The sequence below is a fragment of the Exiguobacterium sp. s142 genome (assembly GCF_018618455.1).
Taxonomy (GTDB): domain Bacteria; phylum Bacillota; class Bacilli; order Exiguobacteriales; family Exiguobacteriaceae; genus Exiguobacterium; species Exiguobacterium aurantiacum_A.
The window spans coordinates 117,820-141,404 of record NZ_JACSMB010000001.1; the positions used below are offsets into that span (position 1 = coordinate 117,820).

25 protein-coding genes and 1 tRNA gene are annotated in these 23,585 nt (G+C 51.1%); 11 read left to right on the forward strand and 15 right to left on the reverse strand.

The window, feature by feature from the left end; genetic code table 11:
• Positions 1-7: 7 nt before the first annotated feature.
• The 9 genes from KNP77_RS00620 to KNP77_RS00660 all read right to left on the reverse strand — a co-directional run bounded on the left by KNP77_RS00620 (position 8) and on the right by KNP77_RS00660 (position 7,805).
• Entirely contained in the window at positions 8-424 is a 417-nt protein-coding gene (locus tag KNP77_RS00620) for a YhfM domain-containing protein (RefSeq protein ID WP_236633498.1), read from the reverse strand.
• A gap of 82 nt (positions 425-506) precedes the next feature.
• Complete coding sequence (locus tag KNP77_RS00625) at positions 507-929, reverse strand: YhfM domain-containing protein (protein ID WP_131489784.1); 423 nt, start codon at positions 927-929, stop codon at positions 507-509.
• 77 nt (positions 930-1,006) lie between these two features.
• Positions 1,007-1,300: a hypothetical protein gene (locus KNP77_RS00630; RefSeq protein ID WP_214887777.1), complete on the reverse strand. Its 294-nt coding sequence runs from the start codon at positions 1,298-1,300 to the stop codon at positions 1,007-1,009.
• A gap of 124 nt (positions 1,301-1,424) precedes the next feature.
• Entirely contained in the window at positions 1,425-2,843 is a 1,419-nt protein-coding gene (locus KNP77_RS00635) for a glycoside hydrolase family 32 protein (protein WP_214887780.1), read from the reverse strand.
• Positions 2,844-2,861: 18 nt separating this feature from the next.
• Positions 2,862-4,292: a sucrose-specific PTS transporter subunit IIBC gene (locus KNP77_RS00640; protein WP_070327302.1), complete on the reverse strand. Its 1,431-nt coding sequence runs from the start codon at positions 4,290-4,292 to the stop codon at positions 2,862-2,864.
• Entirely contained in the window at positions 4,289-5,233 is a 945-nt protein-coding gene (locus KNP77_RS00645) for a carbohydrate kinase family protein (RefSeq protein ID WP_070327303.1), read from the reverse strand. Before KNP77_RS00645 ends, KNP77_RS00640 begins: the two co-directional genes overlap by 4 nt.
• 109 nt (positions 5,234-5,342) lie before the next feature.
• Positions 5,343-6,332, reverse strand: a complete 990-nt coding sequence (locus tag KNP77_RS00650; RefSeq protein ID WP_214887783.1) for a LacI family DNA-binding transcriptional regulator — start codon at positions 6,330-6,332, stop codon at positions 5,343-5,345.
• A gap of 46 nt (positions 6,333-6,378) precedes the next feature.
• On the reverse strand, positions 6,379-6,855 hold the full coding sequence (locus tag KNP77_RS00655) for a GNAT family N-acetyltransferase (RefSeq protein ID WP_070327305.1): 477 nt from the start codon (positions 6,853-6,855) through the stop codon (positions 6,379-6,381).
• Positions 6,856-6,941: 86 nt separating this feature from the next.
• Positions 6,942-7,805, reverse strand: coding sequence for a cation diffusion facilitator family transporter (locus KNP77_RS00660; protein ID WP_214887785.1), 864 nt, complete (start codon positions 7,803-7,805; stop codon positions 6,942-6,944).
• 181 nt (positions 7,806-7,986) lie between these two features.
• Between KNP77_RS00660 and KNP77_RS00665 the strand changes: the two genes are divergently transcribed.
• From KNP77_RS00665 to KNP77_RS00695, 7 genes are all read left to right on the forward strand, one after another.
• The gene (locus KNP77_RS00665) at positions 7,987-8,298 is read left to right on the forward strand and encodes a hypothetical protein (protein WP_070327307.1); all 312 of its coding nucleotides are present in this window, start codon (positions 7,987-7,989) and stop codon (positions 8,296-8,298) included.
• Positions 8,299-8,339: 41 nt separating this feature from the next.
• On the forward strand, positions 8,340-9,113 hold the full coding sequence (locus KNP77_RS00670; protein WP_236633497.1) for a class I SAM-dependent methyltransferase: 774 nt from the start codon (positions 8,340-8,342) through the stop codon (positions 9,111-9,113).
• A 165-nt stretch (positions 9,114-9,278) separates the two neighbouring features.
• Positions 9,279-11,660: an immune inhibitor A domain-containing protein gene (locus KNP77_RS00675; protein WP_131505015.1), complete on the forward strand. Its 2,382-nt coding sequence runs from the start codon at positions 9,279-9,281 to the stop codon at positions 11,658-11,660.
• Positions 11,661-11,769: 109 nt separating this feature from the next.
• A tRNA-Thr gene (locus KNP77_RS00680) sits at positions 11,770-11,840 on the forward strand.
• 855 nt (positions 11,841-12,695) lie between these two features.
• Positions 12,696-13,793 (forward strand): hypothetical protein, encoded by a 1,098-nt coding sequence (locus tag KNP77_RS00685; RefSeq protein ID WP_214887788.1) that lies wholly within the window; start codon positions 12,696-12,698, stop codon positions 13,791-13,793.
• A gap of 251 nt (positions 13,794-14,044) precedes the next feature.
• Positions 14,045-14,605 carry a hypothetical protein gene (locus tag KNP77_RS00690; protein ID WP_214887790.1) on the forward strand — a complete coding sequence of 187 codons (561 nt, stop codon included), beginning with the start codon at positions 14,045-14,047 and terminating at the stop codon, positions 14,603-14,605.
• Positions 14,606-14,750: 145 nt separating this feature from the next.
• Complete coding sequence (locus KNP77_RS00695; protein WP_070327311.1) at positions 14,751-15,446, forward strand: queuosine precursor transporter; 696 nt, start codon at positions 14,751-14,753, stop codon at positions 15,444-15,446.
• 16 nt (positions 15,447-15,462) lie between these two features.
• On the opposite strand, the gene KNP77_RS00700 is transcribed toward KNP77_RS00695, so the two are convergent.
• Positions 15,463-15,723 (reverse strand): hypothetical protein, encoded by a 261-nt coding sequence (locus tag KNP77_RS00700; RefSeq protein ID WP_233589672.1) that lies wholly within the window; start codon positions 15,721-15,723, stop codon positions 15,463-15,465.
• Between the two features lie 147 nt (positions 15,724-15,870).
• On the opposite strand from KNP77_RS00700, the gene KNP77_RS00705 reads away from it, so the two are divergent.
• From KNP77_RS00705 to KNP77_RS00715, 3 genes are all read left to right on the forward strand, one after another.
• Positions 15,871-16,227 (forward strand): PilZ domain-containing protein, encoded by a 357-nt coding sequence (locus tag KNP77_RS00705; RefSeq protein ID WP_071397445.1) that lies wholly within the window; start codon positions 15,871-15,873, stop codon positions 16,225-16,227.
• Positions 16,228-16,313: 86 nt separating this feature from the next.
• The gene (locus KNP77_RS00710; RefSeq protein ID WP_016509573.1) at positions 16,314-16,946 is read left to right on the forward strand and encodes a hypothetical protein; all 633 of its coding nucleotides are present in this window, start codon (positions 16,314-16,316) and stop codon (positions 16,944-16,946) included.
• A gap of 106 nt (positions 16,947-17,052) precedes the next feature.
• Positions 17,053-17,307, forward strand: a complete 255-nt coding sequence (locus KNP77_RS00715; protein ID WP_070327313.1) for a hypothetical protein — start codon at positions 17,053-17,055, stop codon at positions 17,305-17,307.
• A 71-nt stretch (positions 17,308-17,378) separates the two neighbouring features.
• On the opposite strand, the gene KNP77_RS16045 is transcribed toward KNP77_RS00715, so the two are convergent.
• Both KNP77_RS16045 and KNP77_RS00720 read right to left on the reverse strand, forming a co-directional pair.
• On the reverse strand, positions 17,379-17,510 hold the full coding sequence (locus KNP77_RS16045; RefSeq protein ID WP_016509559.1) for a hypothetical protein: 132 nt from the start codon (positions 17,508-17,510) through the stop codon (positions 17,379-17,381).
• Between the two features lie 57 nt (positions 17,511-17,567).
• Positions 17,568-20,231, reverse strand: a complete 2,664-nt coding sequence (locus tag KNP77_RS00720; protein WP_071397444.1) for a cation-transporting P-type ATPase — start codon at positions 20,229-20,231, stop codon at positions 17,568-17,570.
• Between the two features lie 246 nt (positions 20,232-20,477).
• On the opposite strand from KNP77_RS00720, the gene KNP77_RS00725 reads away from it, so the two are divergent.
• Complete coding sequence (locus KNP77_RS00725; RefSeq protein WP_214887793.1) at positions 20,478-21,512, forward strand: PTS sugar transporter subunit IIC; 1,035 nt, start codon at positions 20,478-20,480, stop codon at positions 21,510-21,512.
• 40 nt (positions 21,513-21,552) lie between these two features.
• Here the strand turns inward: KNP77_RS00725 and KNP77_RS00730 are convergent, their stop codons facing one another.
• From KNP77_RS00730 to KNP77_RS00740, 3 genes are all read right to left on the reverse strand, one after another.
• The gene (locus tag KNP77_RS00730) at positions 21,553-22,548 is read right to left on the reverse strand and encodes a Gfo/Idh/MocA family oxidoreductase (protein WP_214887796.1); all 996 of its coding nucleotides are present in this window, start codon (positions 22,546-22,548) and stop codon (positions 21,553-21,555) included.
• A 61-nt stretch (positions 22,549-22,609) separates the two neighbouring features.
• Entirely contained in the window at positions 22,610-23,098 is a 489-nt protein-coding gene (locus KNP77_RS00735) for a GNAT family N-acetyltransferase (RefSeq protein WP_214887798.1), read from the reverse strand.
• A gap of 85 nt (positions 23,099-23,183) precedes the next feature.
• Positions 23,184-23,579: an OsmC family protein gene (locus tag KNP77_RS00740; RefSeq protein ID WP_370252266.1), complete on the reverse strand. Its 396-nt coding sequence runs from the start codon at positions 23,577-23,579 to the stop codon at positions 23,184-23,186.
• Between the last annotated feature and the right edge of the window lie 6 nt (positions 23,580-23,585).

Sequence of the window (23,585 nt, forward strand, 5' to 3'; positions counted from 1 at the left end):
TCTTTTTTCAATCCGTCTCAAGCAGTTCAATCAACTCGTCCGTCACGTCAGCCGGGACGAGGTACACCGTGTTCGTATCATTCACGTTCATCAGGCTAGTCGGTTTACCGGATTCCCCAATCCAGACGTAATAGCGGTCTGTCTCGTCACTCTTAAATCGAACTTCCACATCGTATTCAGGTGTCGCCATATTCACGATTCCTGGTTGTTCGTCAGCATTTCGAATCATGTCCGCAAATACTTTGACGTCTTCGAGTCTGTCGTATGTGACGACTTCTCGCTCCTGGAACCGACCAAAGTCGACCGATTCAGCGATACGGACTTGCACGATGTCTTCCGCGACGAGCTCGCTCGTCTCGCATCCTCCCATTAACCCTACGGTCAGTGCAGCTATACCTGTCATCCATTTATCCCGACGTTTCATCTAGTCCCACCTCCACATGTTGTCTTGTATCTATACGAGAGACGCTTGTGATTGGTTTCAAGGATGAACACAATTAACTTCTTTAGTCGTCAATCCCGAGCGTACGAATCAAACGGTCTGTGACGTCAGCCGGCACTTTGTATACGAGATGCGTTTGCGAGACGTTCATCAGTACACTCGGTGACCCGACTCGACCGAGCCAAAGATGATAGCGTTCCACGTCATCGCCCTTGTAACGGATTTCGAGATCAAAATCCGGTTCATTGTGAATCGTTTCGCCCGTAAACTCATCAGCATTTCGAAGCATGTCCGCGAATACTTTAATGTCATTTAATCGATTCAACTCGACTAAAAATTGTTCACTGAATCGCGTCCGCCCTGAGGACTCAGCGATTTTCACCTGATCCATCTCTTCAGCGTCAATCGCCTTGAGTCCTTCTCTGCCATATCCATATGGCAACGTGATCCGCCTTACTTCTTTCATAAAATCAAACAGTCGGTCCACAATTACATCACTCCCAAGTTTATGATTATCCTTTCATACGCAAAAAGTGAGCGCTTGGTTTCACTTGCATTTCGGAATTATAATCTTCGTTTCTTCATGCTTCTTTCTAAAAAGATTGGCAACATGTTCAGCAGAATCGAAATGCTCGTCAGCACCCACCACGCTCGCCCCATGCCCGGTACGACATCCGCCAACGCACTCCAATCCTCCGCTTCGACCCAGACAGATAAATAGCTATAATCCGCGCACAGCGTCAATGCGGTCAGCGATAAAGCAATTGCCATCGGCAGCTTGTAGTCTCTCCCGACACTGAACGTATACAAGTTGAACAGCGTCGCCCCAATCGCCAATAATCCAAAAATCATCCACATTGTCCTATCGTCTCCTGTTGTTTGATATGTAAGTTATTTCCTATTCCCAGAATAACACACGCAAGGAATGAAGCAGTCGGATTTTTAGGACAACAAAAAAGCCGGGCCGAAGCCCAGCTCTTCCTTATTGATACGTCCAACCGGTCAGGCTCGCAGTCGCTCCTTCATAACGCAACTGTTTTTCAAGCTCGCTCGGGAACACGCGGAGCGTGGCGACGGCCTCGCCGTCATTGACGAAACATTCGACACTCGACGAGTCGACGAACACGTGAAGTGATTCGACGGCGATCGTTTTCGTCCGGGTCGTTCCGAACTCGGTCGCGAACGGCTCACCGGCGTTCGTCCGGTCAATCGCCAGTTCATGCGTCGCTGCATCATAACGAATGACGAGTGACTCATTCCCGACTTGAAGCAGGTCGAGCGTGAAGTCAGATCCGTCCGTTTTCAGCTCGAGCTCGTAACGGTCCGGTGTCGAAGTTTCAATCACCGTACCGGATGTGTTGACGAATTCGTCTTGGCGTAGCTTCGTCATCGCTTGCACCGGACGCTGTTTAAGCAATCCGTCCTCGAGCGAGAGTTCACGCGGCAACGTCAAGGCGTGGGCCCAACCGTAGCGGTCTGTCGGGTAGTCAATCTCCGGCAAACCCATCCAACCGACGAGCACGCGACGTCCCTCATGTTCGGTCGTCTGCGGTGCGTAGAAGTCGAAGCCGAAATCGAGTTCTTCGAACGCGCCATGTGTGAACGTCAACGTTTCGACGTCGAGTTTGCCGATCAAGAATCCAGACTGATAGATGTTGTGATAACGGTGGCCTTCCGGCTCGATGCCTTGTGGCGAGAAGACGAGGACGTGTTGACCGTTCAGTTCGAACACGTCTGGGCATTCCCACATGTAGCCGAACGGGTCGAGACCCGTTTTGACTTCACCGATAAACGTCCAGTCGTTCAAATCAGTCGACCGATACAAGACGACACAGCCCGTCTCATTATCACGCTGCGCTCCGACGATGGCGTAATAGACATCGTTCTCGAGCCACACTTTCGGGTCACGGAAATGTTCCGTGTACCCCGCCGGTACGTCCGGGATGGCGACGTTCCGGCGTTCGATTTTTCCGTCTCGTAGCACGCCGATGATTTGCGAGGCGTGACGCGTCCAGTCGTCCGTCCGGTGGTTGCCGGTGTACATGACGTGGAGTTCACCGTCCTTCACGAAGCCGCTGCCCGAATAGGCACCGTGTGAGTCTTCGGTCGTCTCCGGGACTAACGCCACCCCGCGGTCCGTCCACGTGACGAGATCGGGTGATGTGACATGATACCAATGCTTCAGACCGTGTACCGGTCCGAGCGGGAACCACTGATAAAACATGTGATACTCCCCGTTGTAATACGTGAATCCGTTCGGATCGTTCAGGAGTCCTGTCGGCGGTTGGATATGGTATCCGAACCGCCACGGGGAAGCGGCCGTCTTCGTGCGGAGCGTCTCCATCTCGAGGGCACTCACGTCACGTAACGAGCGGTAACGCTCTGCCTTCGTCCAACTCATACAATCACTTCCTTTTTCTTAAGCTGCTTGTTTGACTGCTTCTTTTTTCGCTTGGCGTTTCGCAAGGACGAACGTCAATCCGAATGCGACCGCGAACGAAATTGCCATGCCGATAATATACGACACGATCGATGCCGGTGCGATCGAGATGATCCCTGGAAGACCTGCTGCGCCGAGGGCGACGGCGAGGACTTCACGACCGACGATGAACGCCGAGGCGATCCCAGAACCGATGATGGCGGCGATGAACGGATAGCGTAGTTTCAAGTTGACCCCGAACATGGCCGGCTCAGTGATTCCTAACAGTGCCGAGATGCCTGATGCCGAAGCGACACCTTTCATCTTCTTATCGCGTGTCAAGAAGAAGACGGCAAGCGTAGCCGCGCCTTGGGCGACGTTTGACATGGCCGCGATCGGGAAGATGAACGAACCACCTGTGCGCGCGATATCGGCGAGAAGTTGCGTCTCGATGGCGATGAAACTGTGGTGCATCCCTGTGATGACGATCGGGGCGTACAAGAGACCCATGACGAGACCACCGAAGAAGCCGAGTGAGTCATACGTCCAAACGAGCGAATCGATGATCAAGTTACCTGCTTCACGCGTGATAGGTCCGACGAATGCGAACGTGACGAACGCCGTGATGAGGAGTGTAAGCAGCGGTGTGAGCAAGATGTCGAGTGACACCGGCATGAACTTGCGGATGTTGATCTCAAGTTTCGATAAGATATAAGCCGATACGAGGACCGGTAACACTTGTCCTTGGTAACCAAGCTTCTCAATCTCAAAGCCGAGAATGTTCCAAACCGGGATGTCACCGACCGTCGCTTGTGCGTAGGCGTTGACGAGATCCGGGTGGACCATGATCATCCCGAGCGCGGCGCCGAGGTATGGATTACCCCCAAACCGCTTGGCGGCGGAGAACCCGATCAGGACGGGTAAGAAGACGAAGGCGGCGTTCGCAAACGTATTGATCATCGCAGCGAGGTCGGCGATACCAGGGTACTGATCGATCAGCGAGCTGCCGTCGAAGAACAAATCAGGTGCTGTGAGCAAGTTGTTGATCCCCATCAAGAGACCACCGGCGACGATGGCCGGGATGATCGGTACGAAAATATCAGATAGCATCTTGACGAACTGTTGGAGCGGGTTCATCTTCTTCGCCCCGGCCGACTTGACATCGGTCGTTGACATGTCACCGAGACCTGTCAATTCGGCGAATTCGGCGTACACTTTGTTGACCGTACCTTGGCCGATGATGACCTGATACTGGCCGCCTGTTGAGAACGTTCCTTTGACGACGTCAAGTGCGTCGAGTTTTTTCTCATCGACTTTCGACTCGTCGTTTAGGACGAGGCGGAGCCGGGTCGCACAGTGGGCCGCGGCGGCGACGTTATCTTTTCCACCGACCGCTTCTAAAATCGCTTCTGCTTCTTGTCTGTAGTTCATTCTGATTTCCCTCCTAGCGCTTCAAGCACACGTTGTTGTGATGGTATGGCTGGAATCGCGCCGTAAGCGGTGCACGTAAGCGCGCCGGTCACGTTCGCATATTCGATATCCTTTACTAAACGAGCGTCATCGACCCCGAGTGTCGCTAAGCGATACAAGTAGGCACCTACGAAGGCGTCACCTGCTCCCGTCGAATCGACGCTGTCAATCTTCACCGACGAAATCACGTTGTTGCCGTCCTTCGTGGCGATCAATGTCCCGCGCGAGCCGAGCGTGATGGCAATCCGTGTCGCACCCGTTTCGAGAAGTGACGCGACCGCTTGATCTAAATCGTCATGCCCGGTCAAAAGTTGCGCTTCCTCTTCGCTCAACTTCACAAAATCGGCTTCTGCGATAAAGTGGAGCGAGTCTTGTTTAAACGCGTCGATATCTGTGACGAGCGCGTCCCGGTAGTTCGGGTCGAACGAGACGAATAAGTTGTCACGCTTGGCGAACTGTAACAGTTTGAAGTAAGCATTCTTCAACTCACCGTCTAGCAGTGCCGTCGCTGAACCGAAATGAACGATGTCGCCTGGCTTGAAAGCGGTCAAGTCGATCGCTTCGAACGCATAGTCGCCGTCACTCCCACGACGGAACGTGAAGTCGCGCTCCCCGTCCGCTTGGATCGAGACGAAAGCGAACGTCGTGTCACCCTGTTCGACTAGATTCTCGACGCCGACGCCGTTGTCGACGAGCGTCTGTTTTAAAAATTGTCCGAACGGGTCGGCTCCGACCTGTCCGAGAAAACTTGAGCGTCCCCCATGTTTACTGACGACGGCGGCCACGTTCGCCGGTGCGCCACCTGCTTTCTTCACGAACGTCGTCCCATTGACGAGATCGCTCGACGCGTCTTCACAAACCCAATCAATCAATAGTTCACCAATGCAATGTACGGTGTTCATCCGTCCACCTCCATGTTTGAATGTATTGCTTCGTATCATTTATCGAACCGGTTCCATAAACAAATAAAAAATGTTGCGGAACCGGTTCCGCAACACAAATGTAAACGATTTAATTCAACATGTCAACGCTTCCTCGCAATTTTAATTCAAAAGTTGTGAACGTTTTCATCGGGGTGGCTTCACCTGTCAGCAACTGGAGGATCATGTCAGCCGCACGAGACCCGGTCCGTCGATATGGAAGGTGAACCGTCGTCAGCGATGGATGCAATACTTCCGTGAAATCATACCCACCGAAACCGCTGACCGAGATATCGTCCGGCACTCGTTTGCCGCCGTTCGCTAACCCTTTCAAGACACCGAGCGCGATGTTGTCGGTCGCACAAACGACGAGCGTCGCGTCCGTCACGTCGGTCGCGAGCTGCTCACCGATCGGAATGGCGTCGTCGATTCTGAACGTCGTCGTCATCGAACGGACGATGGCGCCAGCTTCATTGAACGCTCTCAAAAATCCGTCACGACGGGCTTGTCCGACGGCGATATCATCCTCTGCCACTCCGACATAGATGATGTCCCGGTGCCCCCACTCCATGAACTGTTGCCCGAGCGCATAAGCCGACTCATTGTCCGGGTAGACGAGGCTATGCACGCTATCGTGCTGCTGACCGATCAACAGGACCGGGATTTGAATCGCTTCGATCGCCTGTAGATGCGCTGGCGTCACGGTCGTCCCGAGCCAGATGATGCCGGCCACTTTTTGTTTGGCCAAGTTATACAGTTGCTCGATCTCACGCTCGGTCTGTTGGGCCGTGTTGACGACGAGCATCTGATAGCCGTACTCGGTCAAGCGTTCGTCAATCCCCATCATCGTCCTTGAAGCCGCGTACGAATCGAGCCGTGGGACGATGACGCCGATCATTTTCGTCTGCTTCGACTTCAAACTTTGGGCGAACTGGTTCGGTTCATATTTCGTCTCACGGATGACCCGCTCGATTTTTTCGCGTGTAGCCTTCCCGACCGATCCACCGTTCAAATAGCGGGAAACGGTACTTTTGGCGACCCCGGCGAGTTTGGCAATATCGTTGATCGTCACTTGTTTCATCTCAAAACCTCCATACGAAAAAACTGACGCGCTAGACGCCGTCAGTTCAGTGGTTCATCACGTATCGTTTTTTAAAGTTTAAATAATAAAGTCCGTTGCGTTTCTCGAAGCCGTTCTTTTCAAGGACGCGACGCATCGCATCTTTATGTGGACTCGTCGGCGGAATGCCGGCGCGGACGGTATGACCGTCTTTTAAATCGGATTGCTCAAGCGCGAGGCGCAATCCTTCTGTCGCATAACCTTTATCTTTATACGGGTCAAACACCATCAAATCGAGCTGATAGACGCGAGCAAGCTTGAGAAGCAGTACTTTACCGACGATTTGTCCGTCTTGAACGAGGTCGAAGTAAAAGTCCTCCCCATAACTATGTTCGTCGGCCGTGTATACATGCTCGGCCCCCATCTCGACGAAAATACCTTTTAATTCTTCGGCTGAGATGCCGTAAGAGCTTTGACCATATTTCTGAAAATGTTCATATTCGATCTCATCGATCTGGCGAATAGGTTGACGCACGATTTTCATCCCGTGCCCTCCTTAACAGTTATTCCAACGTCTTTCCAAACTCATTATATACGAAGCGCGTCACGAAGCGCAAAAGATAACCTAAATCAGACCGGTTCGATATGAATGTGGACCGAATCGACGGCGTGGTGTTTATCGAGTTCCCGTTCGATATCGTCACAAAGCGTGTGGGCCTCGTCGACGGTCAAGGCACCGTCAACGGCGATCGTCACGTCGAGCATGACGTGGTTACCGAGATGCCGGCCTTTGATCTCCCGAACTTCTTTGACGGTATTAAAATGTTGAATCGTCTCTTCATAAGACTCGACGAGATCAGGCGGGAACCCGTCAGACAGTTGATGCGTCGCATCGAGAAAGATTTGGATGGCCGTCCGGATGATGAGCCCCGCGATGACGACCGCGAGCACTGTATCCATCCACGGCAGCTTAAAGTAAGCGAACAAGACGCCGAGCGTCGCACCGATCGAGATCAAGGCGTCGGCCAAATTGTCTTTCGCGGCCGCTTTCAGCGCGAGTGATTTGGTCTGTTTCGCCAAGTTCAAATTGTAGCGATGGACGCCGTACATGACGATCGCACTAAAGAATGCGACGACGGCGGCGAGCGGGTTCGGCTCGACGTAGACACCGGCGAGCAGATTGGCGATGCTGTTCAATAACACGAACACCCCGACCGCGACCATGATGAGCGAAGCGACGAGCGCGGCAATCGTCTCCATCTTCGCATGGCCATACTTATGTTCAGCATCCCGCGGCGTTGCCGCCACACGAATCCCGATATAGACGGCAATTGATGCGATGACGTCGGTCGTATTGTTGAAACCGTCGGCGAGCACGGCTTCCGAATTGTAAATATAGCCGAAGACGACTTTGAGAACAGATAAAATCAAATAAGTCGTGATTGATAAAATGGCTCCTTTGAGCGCTTTTGGTGGATGATTTGTCGAATGCATCCGCCCACCTCCTTTTTAGCTAAGTTAGTATACCAGTTGTTCTTCGTGTGGGCATAGAGAAACAGTGTTTCCCGAAGTCAAAATAAATGGAATATATTCCCGGTAGTTTCGTCTTCCGAAAATTATGGTAAAGTAAACAAGAAGAGACCCTTGTGGTTAAACCGTAAAAGAGGTGAAAGATATGTTCACAGAACGTGATGGTATTAAACTTCGTTTGGAACAAATTGACAGATTGTTATCCGATTTGAATCGTGAAGCGAAACAATTGATGGTACGCTTACGCGAACTTGATGCGAGTGGTGAGAGCCCACAAGAAGCGTCACTTAAGCCAGAAGATCGTGATACGCTCAAAACGTCGATCGATGAGACGCTCGAAGCGCTCCAAACCCGCTCGAAACGCCCGATCAACCCGAACGATGAGAAAAAGAAAGAACTCGCCTCGAACAAGGCGCTCATCGACGAGTTGTCAGATCTACTCAGTAAGAAAAAATGAGACGCCACCGCGTCTCATTTTTTAAGTAAGGAGATTAAATGATGTATATCGTTACAACTTGTCTACGGCCGACTGAAGCAATCATTCATAAAGCAAACGAGCACTCATTGCTACACGATGTGCCGTTCGTCTCGCGGCGAAAGCATTCAATCGAGACGTTGATGAGCCGGCACGGTGCCGCCGTCCTCGTTTTCGATAAGCGCCGCGTTGAGTATACGCCGCTCGGCGCCAAAGAGCCGTTCTTCTTCCATCCATCAAGCTCGGTCTTCCGTGTCAAGCAACTGCTTCGTGATGGCAACGACCCACTGATCGATGCGGCCGACCTTCAACTCGGAGACCGCGTGCTCGATTGTACACTCGGACTCGGTTCCGACAGTATCGTCATGAGCCACGCCGTCGGCCCGAGCGGTCGCGTCGTCGGCCTCGAGAGCGAATTCATCACAGCGACACTCGTCAAAGAAGGCATGTCGGTCTGGGAAGAGAAAGAGAACGCTTTGAATGAAGCGATGCGACGCATCGAGGTCGTTTGGACCGACGCCCTCACTTATTTGAAAAATTGTGCGGATGACGAATTTGAGGTCGTCTATTTCGATCCGATGTTCGAAAAAACGATTTCAGAATCAGTTCATCTGAACCCGTTACGAGCGTTGGCAAACGAAGCGCAGTTGTCAGATGAACTGATTTCAGAAGCCAAACGCGTTGCGAAAAACAGAATTGTCCTAAAAGCACATTTTGAGAGCCCGGCATTCGAAAAGTATGGATTTAAGCGACTTTCACGCAAAACTTCGAAGTTCCATTATGGATATATCGACTGAGAGACTCGTTCGGATTAGGTATTTTGACTTAATCGGGACGAAAGTCTCTTTTTTCTTATTTTTCATAATTATTATTTTCTGAATATTGACATTAATCAGACACAAGTTTAACGTTTACATCAAGCTCACACAATTTCCCATTATTTTTACAGGAGGTCAGTCCAAATGAAAAAACGTTCCATCCGTCGTACGACGCTCGCCGTCGCGCTGACATCGGTCATGAGCGTCAGTGCGATCCCGGCCGTCGGTGCCGCTCCACTTGCCGCTTCACCGTTACCAACCGCAACAAATACTGCCCCATTCGATCACAACATCATCGATGAGGATCGACTCGCCAAAGCGCTCGAAAAGCGTGGCGTCATCAAAAAAGGGCTTTCAACGAAAGAGCGACAGAAAGCCGTCGACGCGTATATTAAAAAGAAGCAAGGTACAGCGCAAGATGCCCACGATCACAAACATGATGACAAATTGAATGACAAAGCGGCGAAAGCGAAAGAGAAGATACATAACCAATTCGAAAAAGAATCGAAACGTCTCCTCGACAAAGCGAAAAAAGGTCAAGGCAATTATCGAAAAGGCAAACCGAATGGCCAAATCAAAGTTGATCCGGCCAAAGCAACGGGCTATAACGGTGCGGTTCGTGAAGACAAAGTGCTCGTCCTCCTCGTCGAGTACAGCGACTTCAAACATAACAACATTGTCCAAGATCCCGGTTATATGTATAGCGACAATTTCAGCAAAGAACACTACGAGCAGTATATGTTCGGTGATAAGTCGTTCGAACTGTTCAACGGTGAGAAAGTTCAGACGTTCAAACAGTATTATGAAGAACAGTCTGGCGGCAGCTACACGGTCGACGGTACCGTCTCTGAATGGTTGACCGTACCAGGTACGGCGAAAGACTACGGCGGTGACAATCCGGCCGGCGGGAATGACAACATTGGTCCAGGTCCCCGTCAACTCGTCAAAGACACGTTGAATGCGGCGGTCGCTTCAGGAATGGACCTCGCCGAATACGATGAGTATGACTTGTATGACCTCGACGGCGACGGCGACTTCAACGAACCGGACGGCTTGGTCGATCACTTGATGATCATTCATGCTGGTACCGGCCAAGAAGCGGGCGGCGGTGTCCTCGGTGACGACGCGGTCTGGTCACACCGTTGGGTACTAGATGGCGTATATGGCGTGGAGAACACGACGGCTGACGTCCCATATTGGGGCGGTAAAATGGCCGCATACGATTACACGATCCAACCTGAAGACGGAGCGGTCGGCGTATTCGCCCACGAATTCGGTCATGACCTCGGTCTTCCTGACGAATATGACACGCAGTACACAGGCCAAGGCGAGCCGGTCCAATCATGGTCGATCATGAGCGGCGGCAGCTGGGCTGGTAAAGTGGCAGGAACGGAGCCGACGAGCTTCTCGCCACAAAACAAGGAATACTTCCAAAAATTGATGGGCGGCAACTGGGCCAACATCACGGAAGTCGATCTTGAAGACATCACCCAGCAAGGTTTCGTCTCGAAACTCGATCAATCGGTGACGAAATCGAACAACCCAGGGTTGTTGAAAGTGAACCTTCCGGACAAGAAAGTGAAAGGTATTGAACCTGAGTTCGGACAGTACTACTACTACTCGACAAAAGGTGATAACTTGCACACTGAACTCGTGACACCAAGCGTCAAGCTCAGTGCTGACGGCACACTCGCCTTCGATACACGGTTCGAGATCGAATATGATTACGACTACTTGTACGTCAAAGCACTGAGCGGCGGCAAAGAAGTCGTCCTTGACGTCTACGGTGACGACAACACCGGAAATGACGCCGAGTCAACAAACGGCGCTTGGGTGAACAAATCGTACGACTTGTCACAGTTCGCCGGTCAAGACGTCCAGATCGTGTTCGAATACGTGACAGACGGCGGTCTCGCCCTTGAAGGATTCGCCCTCGACAACTTGGCGATCACGTCAGGCGGACAGACGCTTCTCGCAGATGACGCGGAAGGTGCTGAGGCGGTCACGCTCGACGGCTTCGTCAAGTCGGACGGTTATGACACGAAACCGCACTACTACTACCTCGAATGGCGTAACCACGCAGGCGCTGACACGGGTCTCTTGAACGGCCGTGGCGTCAAGTACAACACCGGTCTCGTTGTCTGGTATGCCGACGACTCGTTCTCGGACAACTGGGTCGGTATCCACCCGGGCGAAGGTTTCCTCGGAGTCGTCGACTCACATCCAGAGGCGATTGTCGGTAACTTGAACGGCAAAGAAACGGTTTCAGGCAGCACGCGTTACCAAATCGCGGACGCCGCGTTCAGTTTAGACAAAACGCTCGCTTGGTACCTCGATTCTCCGAGCCGCGGAATTTACGACTACAAGGCGCAATCTGGCGTGAAACAGTTCAATGACGCCAATACGTACATCAACTCGCTCATCCCGGATGCGGGCCGTAAGCTTCCACAATACGGACTCGTCGTCGACGTCGTCGGCGAAGCGAAAGACAATTCGGCTGGAGCTGTTTGGGTCCGGACGAAGTAAGCATGATTTGTTTGACCCTCGCCCTTCTCATCAAGAGAAGAACGGGGGTCTTATTATTCTAAAAAAGCTTGAATTTTCAATCGAGACTGTGTAACATACTAGTTGTAACGCCTCTGTAGGTTAGTGGCAGACCTCAGCAATGGTAATGCTGCAGCACGAGTTCGATTCTCGTCGGAGGCATCAAATATCCCGCTCAACCAAGCGGTTCACGGCACTTCCTGTATCTTGCAGGAGGTGCCTTTTATTTATCCGTGGACAGTTTGTGCACACTTGGCGTTTGTCGAACGATTCCGATTGATGTCGAATGAATCAGATATCCCTGACAGAATGTTCGTCCATCAACATCCAAAACGTATCGGCCGTCTGTTTCTGGAACGACATTATTATTTGCTTATACGTGACCTCTTTGTAATGCGATGTCACGTATTGAATTGTAGCCATGAATGTAACTTTGACAGACGACAAAAAACGCCCCTAAGGACGCTTATTTGCTCATTTGATGCATTCTCTAATCTTTTCTAAACTCTTAACTAGTCATTCAATTTGTTTTCTTTAGCTTGATAGCTTTCTTTAGAAGTGAAAAAGAATATGATAGACAATATAAAAAGTGCTACTGGGAATGTTACTAAAGAAGGATTAAATTTAACAGAACTAATAGCATATTCTCCATACAAATAAATTGTCATCCATAAAGAGCAACACAATAAAATCACTGCTGATATATTTTTCATATTCCCCCCACCTTTCAAGTGATATTATAACCGATTTCTCGATCCACTTTCGGCTGCTTCCGAAAATAGACAACATTATTATTTCGAAACCGCCATTAAAATTACATATTGGTGTCTAATTACAATTAGATACTTCATTTAACAAATATGGGTATATGTAGTATAGGTGCTACAATGGAGTCGAAGAATTGAGAGGAGTGGACTTGTGGGATCGTTATTCAATTACGCAATAGCATTCGTGGGTACAATCGGAGTAATTGTAGGGGTCGCCAAACACGACTTTTGGAAACGTAAGAATGAGTACATGGATACAGTACAGCAAAAAAATAAGTATAAGCGTACAACGCGCAAAATTGATATAGTGTTGGCCACTTCGATTATTTTGCTTTTCGCTTTGTATTATTTTCAGCCTGACGATATTCAGGATCCCGTCGCGAAAATAGTCGAAGAACCCGTCGCCGCTGGAGATGTTGACAGTGAATCTGGCAAAGTGATTGAACTCGGGCCTTACTCGGTAGCCTCTATTCCGAACGGCGTGCCATCTGCTTACCAGATGCAATACGAAGAGTTGACCGATATCATTTCGCGAGCCAACGCGACGTTAACGTTAATTAAAGGTACGATTTCATCTTGCGAAACGCCGTGCACTAAACCATTGAGTGAGATTGAATCAAAATTCGACGCTATGAATGATGTGATCGAGGAAACGCGCAATGAATTGTTCCGCGGCTCCGAGATTGTGCGAGTTATGGCCGAAGAAGACCCGGAAGAATTGCATACGCAAAAGTTATATGAGCTCCAACAAGAATTGTTATCGACACGATCCTCACTAGAAACGATGCTGATCGCTGACTCGTGGGAGAGTTGGGAAGAACCGATCGAGTATGCAGAAAATACACGTAAAAAACGACTGTTCAAAATTCTTCTTGGTGATACAGTGCTACCGAAAGATTATCACGTCGAAGGGTCAACTCTAGAAAACGGTGAACCTATCGTCAATGAAGAATCCCCTGAGGCTTTGCAAAGCGCAGAGTTTGTCATTCTAGGGTTTATGGAGCTTACAGAAGAGATTCGGTCAATCGTCGACTCAGTGTACATCTCAATGGATGCAGACCACATCGCCGCTGACTACGCATTAACAATCGTAGATTCCACAAGGGAGCAAGCGGTTATTGCATCAAATTCATTTGCTGACGCTAAAGCGGCCAAAGAATTGAGTGGCGCAATCGCAAGGCTTGACTCATTAAAAGAAAAACTTCTCGAATACAACGATATGCAGGAAAGCCCTGGTTGGAACCTCGATAGATACGACGAGGTGTTGATGCATGTCGATACATTCTATGAAGACATGGACTTTAACCCAGTCACTGTCAAACAATTTTTAGAGGTCTACGGCTACTGATTTCGTGCACAGTTTCGTGTACACCTACCCACGATGCAGAGGTAGATTCACAATTTATTTCACCATTATCTTACAATTTTCTACAAGTTATTCGACAAAACGGCGCAACGCCAAGCCTTTTCAAGTTTCCACGAAAACCCATTCGAGAAATGGTAATGCTGCAGCACGAGTTCGATTCTCGTCGGATGCATCAATTGGATATTTCAGGGAATGGTATAATGATTAACAAACATGTGTAAAGGAGACTAGATATGAAACGTTTCATCACACTTCTAGCCGCCGTCGCCTTGTTGGCCTCTTGTACGCAACAGACAACGAATCGTCCGCCTGACTCACCTCCGAAAACTAAAAATGTCGTAATCGATGTATCCGAGACGCAACCTTTCTCCGAGCCAGTCCCGACCGAAGAAGAAGTCACCATATTTTTAGGATATCTTCAGTCGTTGAGCAGTGACACGCTGGGCGCGTTGCGTGAATCAGAGCAGACGATTTTCCCCTGTGAGACGTCTTGTGAAGACCGCCCGCTCGACGAAATCTCTACGCAAATCGACAGTAACCGGGAAGATCTCGAATCCGTCCGTGCCGACATTGATGAGATTCTCCCGGCGTTCGATCACCTTGTCGCATCTGACGCGTCAGGAATCGACCGTGAAGGGCTGACCAGCGTATTGAACGAACTCACAGCCGTCAGTGAGGGGTTGACGCAGTTTTTAGAGACTGACGATTGGGCTTATTGGGAAGAAGCCCGGACCCAATTGAATAGCATGTCATCGACCATAAAAGGCATCGCTATTTATCTAAGTGGTGTGTGACATTTATCAACTACATAGGCTGCTCTCATCCAAACTCGGATGAGGGCTTTTTTCTTACAGTCATGGATACTGTCTTGACACGTCTCCGGTTCCTCTATAAACTTGAAAAGTTGAATTGAATGATTTTTCGGAAGGAGCATGACAGATGCTGAATGAATGGTTATGGATCCCTTCTGCCCTGCTCACGCTCGGTCTGCTCGTCCTCAGCTATAAACTGTTCGGACGGGTCGGACTGTACGCCTGGATCGCGATGGCCTCGGTCGTCGCCAACATCCAAGTGACGCAGCAGATTGTGATTGGTGGTTTCATCTTCACACTCGGGAACATCGTCTACGGTTCCCTTTATTTAGCGACAGACATCTTGAACGAGAAACATGGCCGTCACGCCGCCCGCAAAGGCGTCTGGCTCGGCTTCTTCATCTTGATTGTCTCGACGGTACTCATGCAGTTCGCCTTGCTTTACGAACCGTTCGAAGAAGCGCTCTATATGCATGAGAGCTTCAAGGCGTTGTTCTCGATGCTCCCGCTCATCACGCTCGGCAGTCTCGCGGCGTACCTCGTCTCGCAACTGTTCGACGTCTTCATCTATTCGAAGATTCGGGCGAAAACGGGTGAGAAGAAACTGTGGCTCCGGACGACTGGCTCGACGGTCGTCTCACAGTTGATCGATACGCTCACGTTCTGTACGATCGCCTTTTGGGGAATGGAATGGGATATCTGGTGGAACATCTTCGTAACGACGTATGTCGCGAAGTTCATCATCGCTTGGATGGCCACGCCGTTCATGTATTATGCGAAACGGACCGAACCACAAGACGACGAGACGGAAAAAGCAGCCTAAATAAAAAACCGCAACCTCAACGGGTTGCGGTTTTTTCTCGAATTTGCAGACGCACCGCGTAAGGCCGCGCATCTTCGAGTGACGACGTCTCCCGACAAACAGTGAGCGCCATGTAAGCGTCGATAGCGAGCGCTTCGATGGTCTCGTCCGTCGTCTCGACCTCAAGTATGGTGTAGGGCGGCAGATGTTCGAGCTTGACCCACTGCCCGTGCAGGTTCTTCACATAGATGATTGGTTCGTCAATCGAGTAACGTCGGAGTAAATCAGACACGTTCACGCGATCCCCTCCTTAAACCAAACCTTTATCCTCATTATAGAAAGCGCTTACGATTCTGTAAACCGTGCTTCCCGAAAATTTGGCGGTCCAACGCTTCAAAAATGGTGGAATCGAACCGATAATCTAGAAGAGAAATGAGGTGAACCGATGCGTTATCGCCGACAAGAAACGTTCCGCTACATTTTACCGAACCCCCGTTTCATCCCCTACCGCCTCGTATGGGAAGATAAGGAGTTGCATGACGGTGAAGGCATGCTGCTCAACATTAGTGCCCACGGCTTGAAGTTGCGCTGCGACTACTTGTTCCCGCTGTCGGAAGGGCTGAAAGTTCAGGTCGTGCTCGACCTCGTCCCGCTCATCCAGTCAATCGAGTTGACTGGTCACGTCCGTCACCGCAGTCAAATAGGAAGCATGTACGATTACGGGATCCGTCTTGAAGCGAATTCAGAAGAAGCCCAACAGCTCGTGACGATGATCAAAGCTTATGCAAGAGAGAACCAATGAGAACGTGTCGTCAGACACTTCTCATTTTTTGTTCGTCCGATAACAGGGTATACTAATGACAACAGAGACAGATTAGAGGTGTAGCCATGACTAGAAAATTTTTATTGATTCCTTGGGCCGCCGCGATCGCGATCGCGCTACTTGGTCCCAACACCCCGTTCTCGAGCCGGTTCTTGCTCGACTTCCTGACGTACAATACCGATGCCTATGAAGGATATTCTTTATCCCTCTTTAGCGTGCTAGGCGTCTACCCGCTCGCGCTGTTCCCGCTGCTTTGGTCGGAAGTGAACCAACTGCGGCCGAATCCACTCCTACCGGCAGCAACCGGTTTCGTCGTCGGAGGATTCATCATCGCTCCGTATCTCGCGTTCGCACGGCAGTCGCCCTACCCGACGCCAATCAAGCCGTTGCCGACGAGACTGCTCGGGGTCGTGTTGCTCCTCGTCACGATCGGTTTATTCATCGCTGCCGCGATGACTGGGAATGTCGCACAGTATTGGTCATACGTCGAACAGAATCAATTCGTCCGCACGATGACGGTCGATTTCTTTTTGCTCGCCTTCGTCCAAATGACATTGATGACCCGAGATGCGAAGCGCTATAAGATGAGCTTGTGGCCGCTCCCGTACATCCCGTTATTCGGTCTATTGTTTTGGCTCATCATTCGTCATAAGCAACCGTTCAACGAGGCGCCGCCGCGACGGCCGAAAGTGGTTTGATGTTGTACTTGAGAGTGGGTTTCCCAAAACCCACTCTTTCCTTTATACTAGAGCGAGAGTTTATCTAGAGAAAGAAGGGTCAAATCCAATGAGATTTTTTAAAGTAATGACACACACGAACGACAAGGGAGAAGACGTCATCCTAAGCGAGTATTTCAAAATCGCCGACAAACAGGCTGAACAATTCCTCAAAGATACGTTAGAGCTCGACATGTTCGACGAGAAAGTGACGCTCAAAGAGTGCCAAGTCGCGAAAGACCGGTGGGAATGCCCGGTCGGTGACTTCGTCGTCGTCGAATACTTCAATGAAAAAGAGTTTGATAAAATGAACGAGTATCGTGTGGTCGCACCGAAAAAGTGACCCACAGCAAAGGCGACCTTCCCGATTGAATGGGAAAGTCGCCTTTTTATCGTTCGAGTCATCGACGTGCGTTATGACTCCTCGTTATCTTCTTCCGGGTCCGGATCTGGATGTTGCGTCGGAGCCGGTTTTTTCGCCGGATCAGACTCATCGTCTGGCATCGGGTCTGGGTGAACCCCAGGTTGCGATTCGTCACGTTTCATTGAGCATCCCTCCTCTGTCATAGTGGACTAATTCCACATCGATCAAGAGTCGAAACATCAGTGTATGTCTTTATTGCCGATGACACGACGTGAGATCGCTTTTTCAATCTCGACGATGACGAAGACGATGGCACCGAAGACGACCGGATAGATCCAATCATTCAAATCAAGTGCCGCTGTCCCGAACAACGTGTGCATAAACGGCACGTACGTGATGAACAGTTGAAGTGCAATCAATAGTGCCGATACGATAAACGCAATCTTGTTATCGAAAAAGTGCCGGTTAAACGCCGGAGCGAGTTCGGTCCGACAGTTATACAAGTGGAACAACTGGGCCATGACGATCGTATTGAGTGTGATCGTCTGCAGCTTCGCAGTCGAGAAATCAAAATCAGCTAACATGTAGTTGATGATCAAGCTGCCTCCCCCGATCAAGATCGAGACGAAGATGATCCGGAACACGTAATAGCGACTCAACAGCGGGACGTTCGCCGGACGCGGCGGACGTTTCATCGTGCTCTCTTCGAGCGGTTCGAAGGCGATCGCGAGTGACAGCGTGATGGCAACGACCATGTTGACCCAAAGGATTTGGACCGGACTGAGCGGTGCCGCGGCACCGAGCAAGATGCTCATCGCGACGAGGAGCGCTTGTCCACCGTTCGTCGGGAGCAAGAACAAGATCGTCTTCTTCAAGTTGTCGTATACACGGCGGCCTTCACGCACCGCGTTGTAAATCGTTTTGAAGTTGTCGTCGACGAGGACCATCTGCGACGCCTCTTTTGCGACTTCGGTCCCTTTGATACCCATCGCGACACCGATGTCGGCCCGTTTCAAGGCCGGGGCATCGTTGACACCATCACCGGTCATCGATGTGATGAGCCCGTTTTGCTGCAATCCTTTGACGAGACGCAGCTTATCATTTGGGCTCGTCCGGGCGAACACATCGTTATGAACCGACGCTTCTTTGATCTCCTCGTCCGACATGTTCGTCAATTCTTTCCCTTCAAGTGCACCTTCGACTTCCATGCCGAGTTCACGGGCGATGGCGACGGCTGTGTCTTTATGGTCACCCGTGATCATCTTGATGCGGATACCGGCGTCACGGCACGCCGCGACGGCTTCAATCGCCTCTGGACGTGGTGGATCGACGATTCCATACAAACCAAGGAACGTGATACCGGATTGGACGTCCTCATGGTCGACCGTCTCTTTCGAGCGATCGACCCGTTTGAATCCGCCACCGAGGACACGTTGTCCGCGGTCGGCGATCTCTTTACGTTTCTCATCCCAATAAGTGCGGTCAAATTCCGTATCTTCAGCCATATCGAACAGGCGGTCTGGCGCCCCTTTGATGAAGATCATCCGCTCATCTTTATAGTCGACGAGCGTCGCCATGTACTTATACTCCGAATCGAACGGGATTTTCGAGATGACTTTCAGCCGCTCAATCGGTCGCTCCGCTTTTTCGGCGAGCGTGAGCAAGCAAGCTTCTGTCGGGTCGCCATTGATGACCCATTCGCCGTTTTCTTCATACAATTGGGCATCATTACACGTCTTCCCGACCGTGAGCAGATCGATCATCGACTCGTCGTCATCGAGGTCAAACGGTTGACCGTTTTGTTCGAGGTCACCATCTGGAGCGTATCCGCCGCCAGACACTTCGATGTCGTGTTTCGCCGTGACGACTTGCTTGACGGTCATCTCGTTTTTCGTCAGCGTACCTGTCTTATCGGTACAGATGACAGAGACCGCCCCTAACGTCTCGACGGACGGTAGACTACGAACGATCGCTTTCTTCTCGGCCATGTTACGAACACCAAGTGCGAGAATAATCGAGATGACGGCAGGGAGACCTTCCGGAATCGCTGCGACCGCTAACCCGATCGTTGTCAGCATCAGTTCGATTGGATCGAAATCACGTACAAAGTAGCCGAACGCGTAAATGATGACCGAGATCACAAGGATCGCAATCGAGACCGTTTGACCGAATTTCGTCGTCTGACGGATGAGCGGTGTCTTCACCGTCTCGACTTCAGCGATCGATGCGTTGATTTGACCGAGCTCCGTCCCTTCACCGATCGACGTGACGATCGCTTTCGCGCTGCCCGTCGCTATACTCGTTCCTGAATAAATCATGTTTTTCCGGTCACCGAGGACAGCATCTTCCGCCACGACTTGAATTTTCTTCTCGACCGTCGTCGCTTCACCTGTCAAAGCCGATTCTTCGACTTTGAACTTCTCGGCTAGAATGACTCGCGCATCGGCCGGCACTTTGTCACCGGCGGCGAGCACCAAAAGGTCTCCGACGACGAGTTCGCTCGATTCGATTTGAATCTGTTTGCCGTCTCGGATAACGCTTGCTTTCGTCTCGAGCAGTTTTTTAATCCCTTCAAGCGCCTGTTCAGCCTTGTTTTCTTGCAAATAGCCGACGACGGCAATGATCGTGACGACGAGCGCGATGACGATCGTATCGATATACTCACCTAAAAAGCCAGTGACGACGGCCGCACCGATCAGGACGTACACAAGAATGTCATTGAACTGTCTCAAAAATTTTATGATTTCAGGTGTCTTTTCCTTTTCCGGCAGAACGTTCTTCCCGAACTGTTCTTGCCGACTCGACACTTCTTGCTTTGACAGCCCGTTGTCTACGTCTGTCTCAAGACTACTCCTCACCTCTTCCGGTTCGAGTGCGTGCCAATTTTTGTTCTCCATTTGCATCTCTACTCCTCCTTGGTCGATCCTATATGAAAATCTATCTCTTTTATGTTCCCACTCCACGGCTTCCTGACACATCAGACGACACATTTTCACAACTTTTTCAAAAAAACCGTTCACATTTGCCTCGTTTTTCATTTGGAAACGCTCCCATCCAAAAAAGTCGTGTCAGATGGATGAAATGGCTTTACATAACGGTCTGAATGGTTAACTATAGAGAAAATAAAACAGAGAGAAAGAGGTACACGTATGGTCATTATTCAAGGGATCGCCCTGTTGCTGTTGATTCTCGCCTTGTTCACGTTATTCAGTTACAAAGCACCGTTCGGGATGAAAGCGATGGGAGCACTCGCCGGCGCCGCAATCGCGAGCTTCCTCGTCGAAGCGTTCAACGCCTACGCGATCGGTGGGTTACTGCCGCTCCCTTTATATGAAGAAGTCGGCCAAGCTGCCGGTGCGCTGTCGGGACCTGCGGCAGCAGCACTGGTCGCGATTGCGCTCGGCATCAACCCGGTCTACGCGTTGATGCTCGGTTTGTCCGTGTCAGGCTTCGGGATTCTCCCCGGCTTTTTCGCAGGGTACGTCCTCGCCTTACTCGGCGGCAAGCTCGACCGGCACCTCCCGGCCGGTGTCGACATGATTTTTTACGTCATCGTCATGGCACCGCTCGCCCGTCTCGTCGCCATCGGTGTCGATCCGCTCGTCTCGAACACGCTCGCTCAAATCGGGGCGGTCATCGAGCTCGCAGCGACGCAAAATCCGATTGTGATGGGACTCGTCCTTGGCGGAATCGTCACGGTCGTCTCGACATCACCGCTCAGTTCGATGGCGCTCACGGCGATGCTCGGTCTGACCGGTGTCCCGATGGCAATCGCGGCCCTTGCCTTGACGGCGTCGATTTCGATGAACTATTTACTCTTTAAGCGATTGAACATCGGCTCGAAGAAAGACCAACTTTCGGTCGCGATCGAACCGCTCACACAAGCCGACCTCATCTCGGCGAATCCGATCCCAATCTATAGCGTCAACTTTGTCGGTGGTGCCATCGCCGGACTCATCGTCGCGATGACCGGAATGGTGAACAACGCACCTGGGTCTGCCGCCGGTATCCCGGGACTGCTCGTCATGTATGGCTTTAATGACTGGCAGACGGTGACGGTGACGGCAATCATCGTGTTCGCCGTCGGCATCATCGCCGGTCTCATCGGCAGCAAACTGTTCAGCAATTTCCCGATCGTTCGGCATACGGAAAAGATGGCAAATCCGGAAGAGGAAGCCGCATGAAAAAGCAGGAAGTCCAATTCGCGGACTTCCTGCTTTTTCGTTATTCAAACGATAATGTTGTTTGCGTTCGAGACGATTGCCGTGCAAGTTCGATCACACGCGTCGTCAACAAAGCGTCCTCGAGGGGAACGACCGGCCGTCTCGTCGAATAACTGTCAGCGAGCTGGCGATAAAATGCCAAATAACGCCCCGGTTCGATTTCAATCGTTTGCGGCTCATTTACAACGAGCGTCCCCGTCTCACTGACACCCGCTTCGATCGTGCCGTCTCGGAGCGCGGCTTCTTGCGGGTCGAGACCGTATTTCATAAAGCTGCCTGCCGTACCGTGGACTTCAAAGCGAGGCGCTTCAACGGCGACGAACGGATTCGATCGTAAATAGACGCGCTTCTCACCGTAGTGTAGCGTCACGTTGAAGCCGTCGTCGGACTGTCCGCCGTCTCGTTGGACCATGACGTCTGCTGAGACGTGGTCCGGTTCGCCGAACAACACGAGCGCCTGATCGATCAAATGACTGCCGAGGTCGAACAAAATACCAGACCCAGGACCTGCGTTCTCACGCCATCTGTCCCGGACAAGCGGACGGAACCGGTCAAAGCGTGATTCATACACTTTCCAGTCTCCGATTCGGTTTGATTCGAGCAGTGACGCCACCGTCAAGAAATCTCCATCCATGCGTCGGTTGTGGAACACGTTGACGATCCCGTCACGCGTCTTCTCGAGGGCGATGAGGGATTCCCCTTCCTCAGACGTTAGGAACGCAGGCTTCTCGACGAGGACGTCTTTGTTTGCGTCGAGACACGTCGTTACCATGTCTTTATGTAAGTTCGACGGTGTCGTGATCACGAACAGCGTCGCATCGGTCGCGATCGCTTCTTCGAGCGTCGCGTATACGTCCACATCAGGGAGCACGGCACGGACGTCATCCGGTCTAGAGGAGACGACCCCAGTGATGTTGAATTCCTCGAGCGTCGTCAAAAATGGCAGGTGGAACGTCATTGCCGAGAAGCCGAAACCGACCAATATAGTGTTGATCATATCTATTCCTCCTTTGTTTCTTCATGATTCATTGTAACAAAAAAAGGGGTACATTGACCCCTCACGCACTGACACTTTCATCCAAACCATATTCAAACGTGTTGTATCCGTTACGTGAATCGACGTAAACGAAACCAAAACGTGGATAATACTCGTTCAAAAACTCGTTGTCGGCGACACAGTCGAGACGGATCGGCTCGTTACCATCGGCTTCGCGGAGTACATGTTGCATCAGCTGTTGACCGACGCCACGGCCTTTCAATTGCTCACTGACGACGATGCGATGGATGTATTGACCGCGCTCGCCATCTTCCCATAAATTGTGATCCCATTCATCCGGAGGAAGCAAGGCGATCGAGGCCAAGACAAAGCCATGTTGATCATACACGTACACACTTCCCGTCGCAATGTCGGTTCGCACGCGTTCTAACAAATCTAGCTCCAAATATTCCGTCCACTGGTCACTTCCTGTTTCATTAAGCGCTACGGCTCGTTGTTCGATTAGGTGCGCGATGTGTTTAGCATCGCGTTTCGTCGCGAGTCGAATCATAACGTCCTCCTTTATTTATGCAGTATTTGAAATACCAATATAACGGAGACGTTCGACCGATTTCAACCATCTTGCCTGAGCGATGTCATCGGAACGGGATGACGTCGCCCCCGTTCAATTGATAACTATACGTCAAAGTCGCGTTCAAGCTATGCGATACTGAGCAATAGCGATCGACGGACAGTTCGATGGCACGGCGGACCCGTTCCTCCGGCATCTCCCCTTCGAGTACATATAAAATATGGATCGTCGTGAACCGCATCGGGTGCTCGGTCGCCCGCACCGCGTCGACTTCCATCCCGAACCGTTCGAGCGGCAGGCGCATCTTGTGCAAAATCGAAACGATATCGATGCCCGTACAGGCCGCCGTGGCGTGCAGCAACATCTCGGTCGGCCGTGGCCCCGTATCCAATCCCCCGACATCCGGCGCCGCATCGAGTGTCACGCTATGACCGGAAGGAGTCGTTGTTTGAAACGCCATCCCTTG

Coding starts and splice junctions, on each gene's coding strand:
- KNP77_RS00620 (WP_236633498.1), bottom strand. CDS start 424: ATGAAACGTCGGGATAAATGGATGACAGGTATAGCTGCACTGACCGTA.
- KNP77_RS00630 (WP_214887777.1), bottom strand. CDS start 1,300: ATGTGGATGATTTTTGGATTATTGGCGATTGGGGCGACGCTGTTCAAC.
- KNP77_RS00635 (WP_214887780.1), bottom strand. CDS start 2,843: ATGAGTTGGACGAAGGCAGAGCGTTACCGCTCGTTACGTGACGTGAGT.
- KNP77_RS00640 (WP_070327302.1), bottom strand. CDS start 4,292: ATGAACTACAGACAAGAAGCAGAAGCGATTTTAGAAGCGGTCGGTGGA.
- KNP77_RS00645 (WP_070327303.1), bottom strand. CDS start 5,233: ATGAACACCGTACATTGCATTGGTGAACTATTGATTGATTGGGTTTGT.
- KNP77_RS00650 (WP_214887783.1), bottom strand. CDS start 6,332: ATGAAACAAGTGACGATCAACGATATTGCCAAACTCGCCGGGGTCGCC.
- KNP77_RS00655 (WP_070327305.1), bottom strand. CDS start 6,855: ATGAAAATCGTGCGTCAACCTATTCGCCAGATCGATGAGATCGAATAT.
- KNP77_RS00660 (WP_214887785.1), bottom strand. CDS start 7,805: ATGCATTCGACAAATCATCCACCAAAAGCGCTCAAAGGAGCCATTTTA.
- KNP77_RS00665 (WP_070327307.1), top strand. CDS start 7,987: ATGTTCACAGAACGTGATGGTATTAAACTTCGTTTGGAACAAATTGAC.
- KNP77_RS00670 (WP_236633497.1), top strand. CDS start 8,340: ATGTATATCGTTACAACTTGTCTACGGCCGACTGAAGCAATCATTCAT.
- KNP77_RS00675 (WP_131505015.1), top strand. CDS start 9,279: ATGAAAAAACGTTCCATCCGTCGTACGACGCTCGCCGTCGCGCTGACA.
- KNP77_RS00685 (WP_214887788.1), top strand. CDS start 12,696: ATGGATACAGTACAGCAAAAAAATAAGTATAAGCGTACAACGCGCAAA.
- KNP77_RS00690 (WP_214887790.1), top strand. CDS start 14,045: ATGAAACGTTTCATCACACTTCTAGCCGCCGTCGCCTTGTTGGCCTCT.
- KNP77_RS00695 (WP_070327311.1), top strand. CDS start 14,751: ATGCTGAATGAATGGTTATGGATCCCTTCTGCCCTGCTCACGCTCGGT.
- KNP77_RS00705 (WP_071397445.1), top strand. CDS start 15,871: ATGCGTTATCGCCGACAAGAAACGTTCCGCTACATTTTACCGAACCCC.
- KNP77_RS00710 (WP_016509573.1), top strand. CDS start 16,314: ATGACTAGAAAATTTTTATTGATTCCTTGGGCCGCCGCGATCGCGATC.
- KNP77_RS00715 (WP_070327313.1), top strand. CDS start 17,053: ATGACACACACGAACGACAAGGGAGAAGACGTCATCCTAAGCGAGTAT.
- KNP77_RS16045 (WP_016509559.1), bottom strand. CDS start 17,510: ATGAAACGTGACGAATCGCAACCTGGGGTTCACCCAGACCCGATGCCA.
- KNP77_RS00720 (WP_071397444.1), bottom strand. CDS start 20,231: ATGCAAATGGAGAACAAAAATTGGCACGCACTCGAACCGGAAGAGGTG.
- KNP77_RS00725 (WP_214887793.1), top strand. CDS start 20,478: ATGGTCATTATTCAAGGGATCGCCCTGTTGCTGTTGATTCTCGCCTTG.
- KNP77_RS00730 (WP_214887796.1), bottom strand. CDS start 22,548: ATGATCAACACTATATTGGTCGGTTTCGGCTTCTCGGCAATGACGTTC.
- KNP77_RS00735 (WP_214887798.1), bottom strand. CDS start 23,098: ATGATTCGACTCGCGACGAAACGCGATGCTAAACACATCGCGCACCTA.
- KNP77_RS00740 (WP_370252266.1), bottom strand. CDS start 23,579: ATGGCGTTTCAAACAACGACTCCTTCCGGTCATAGCGTGACACTCGAT.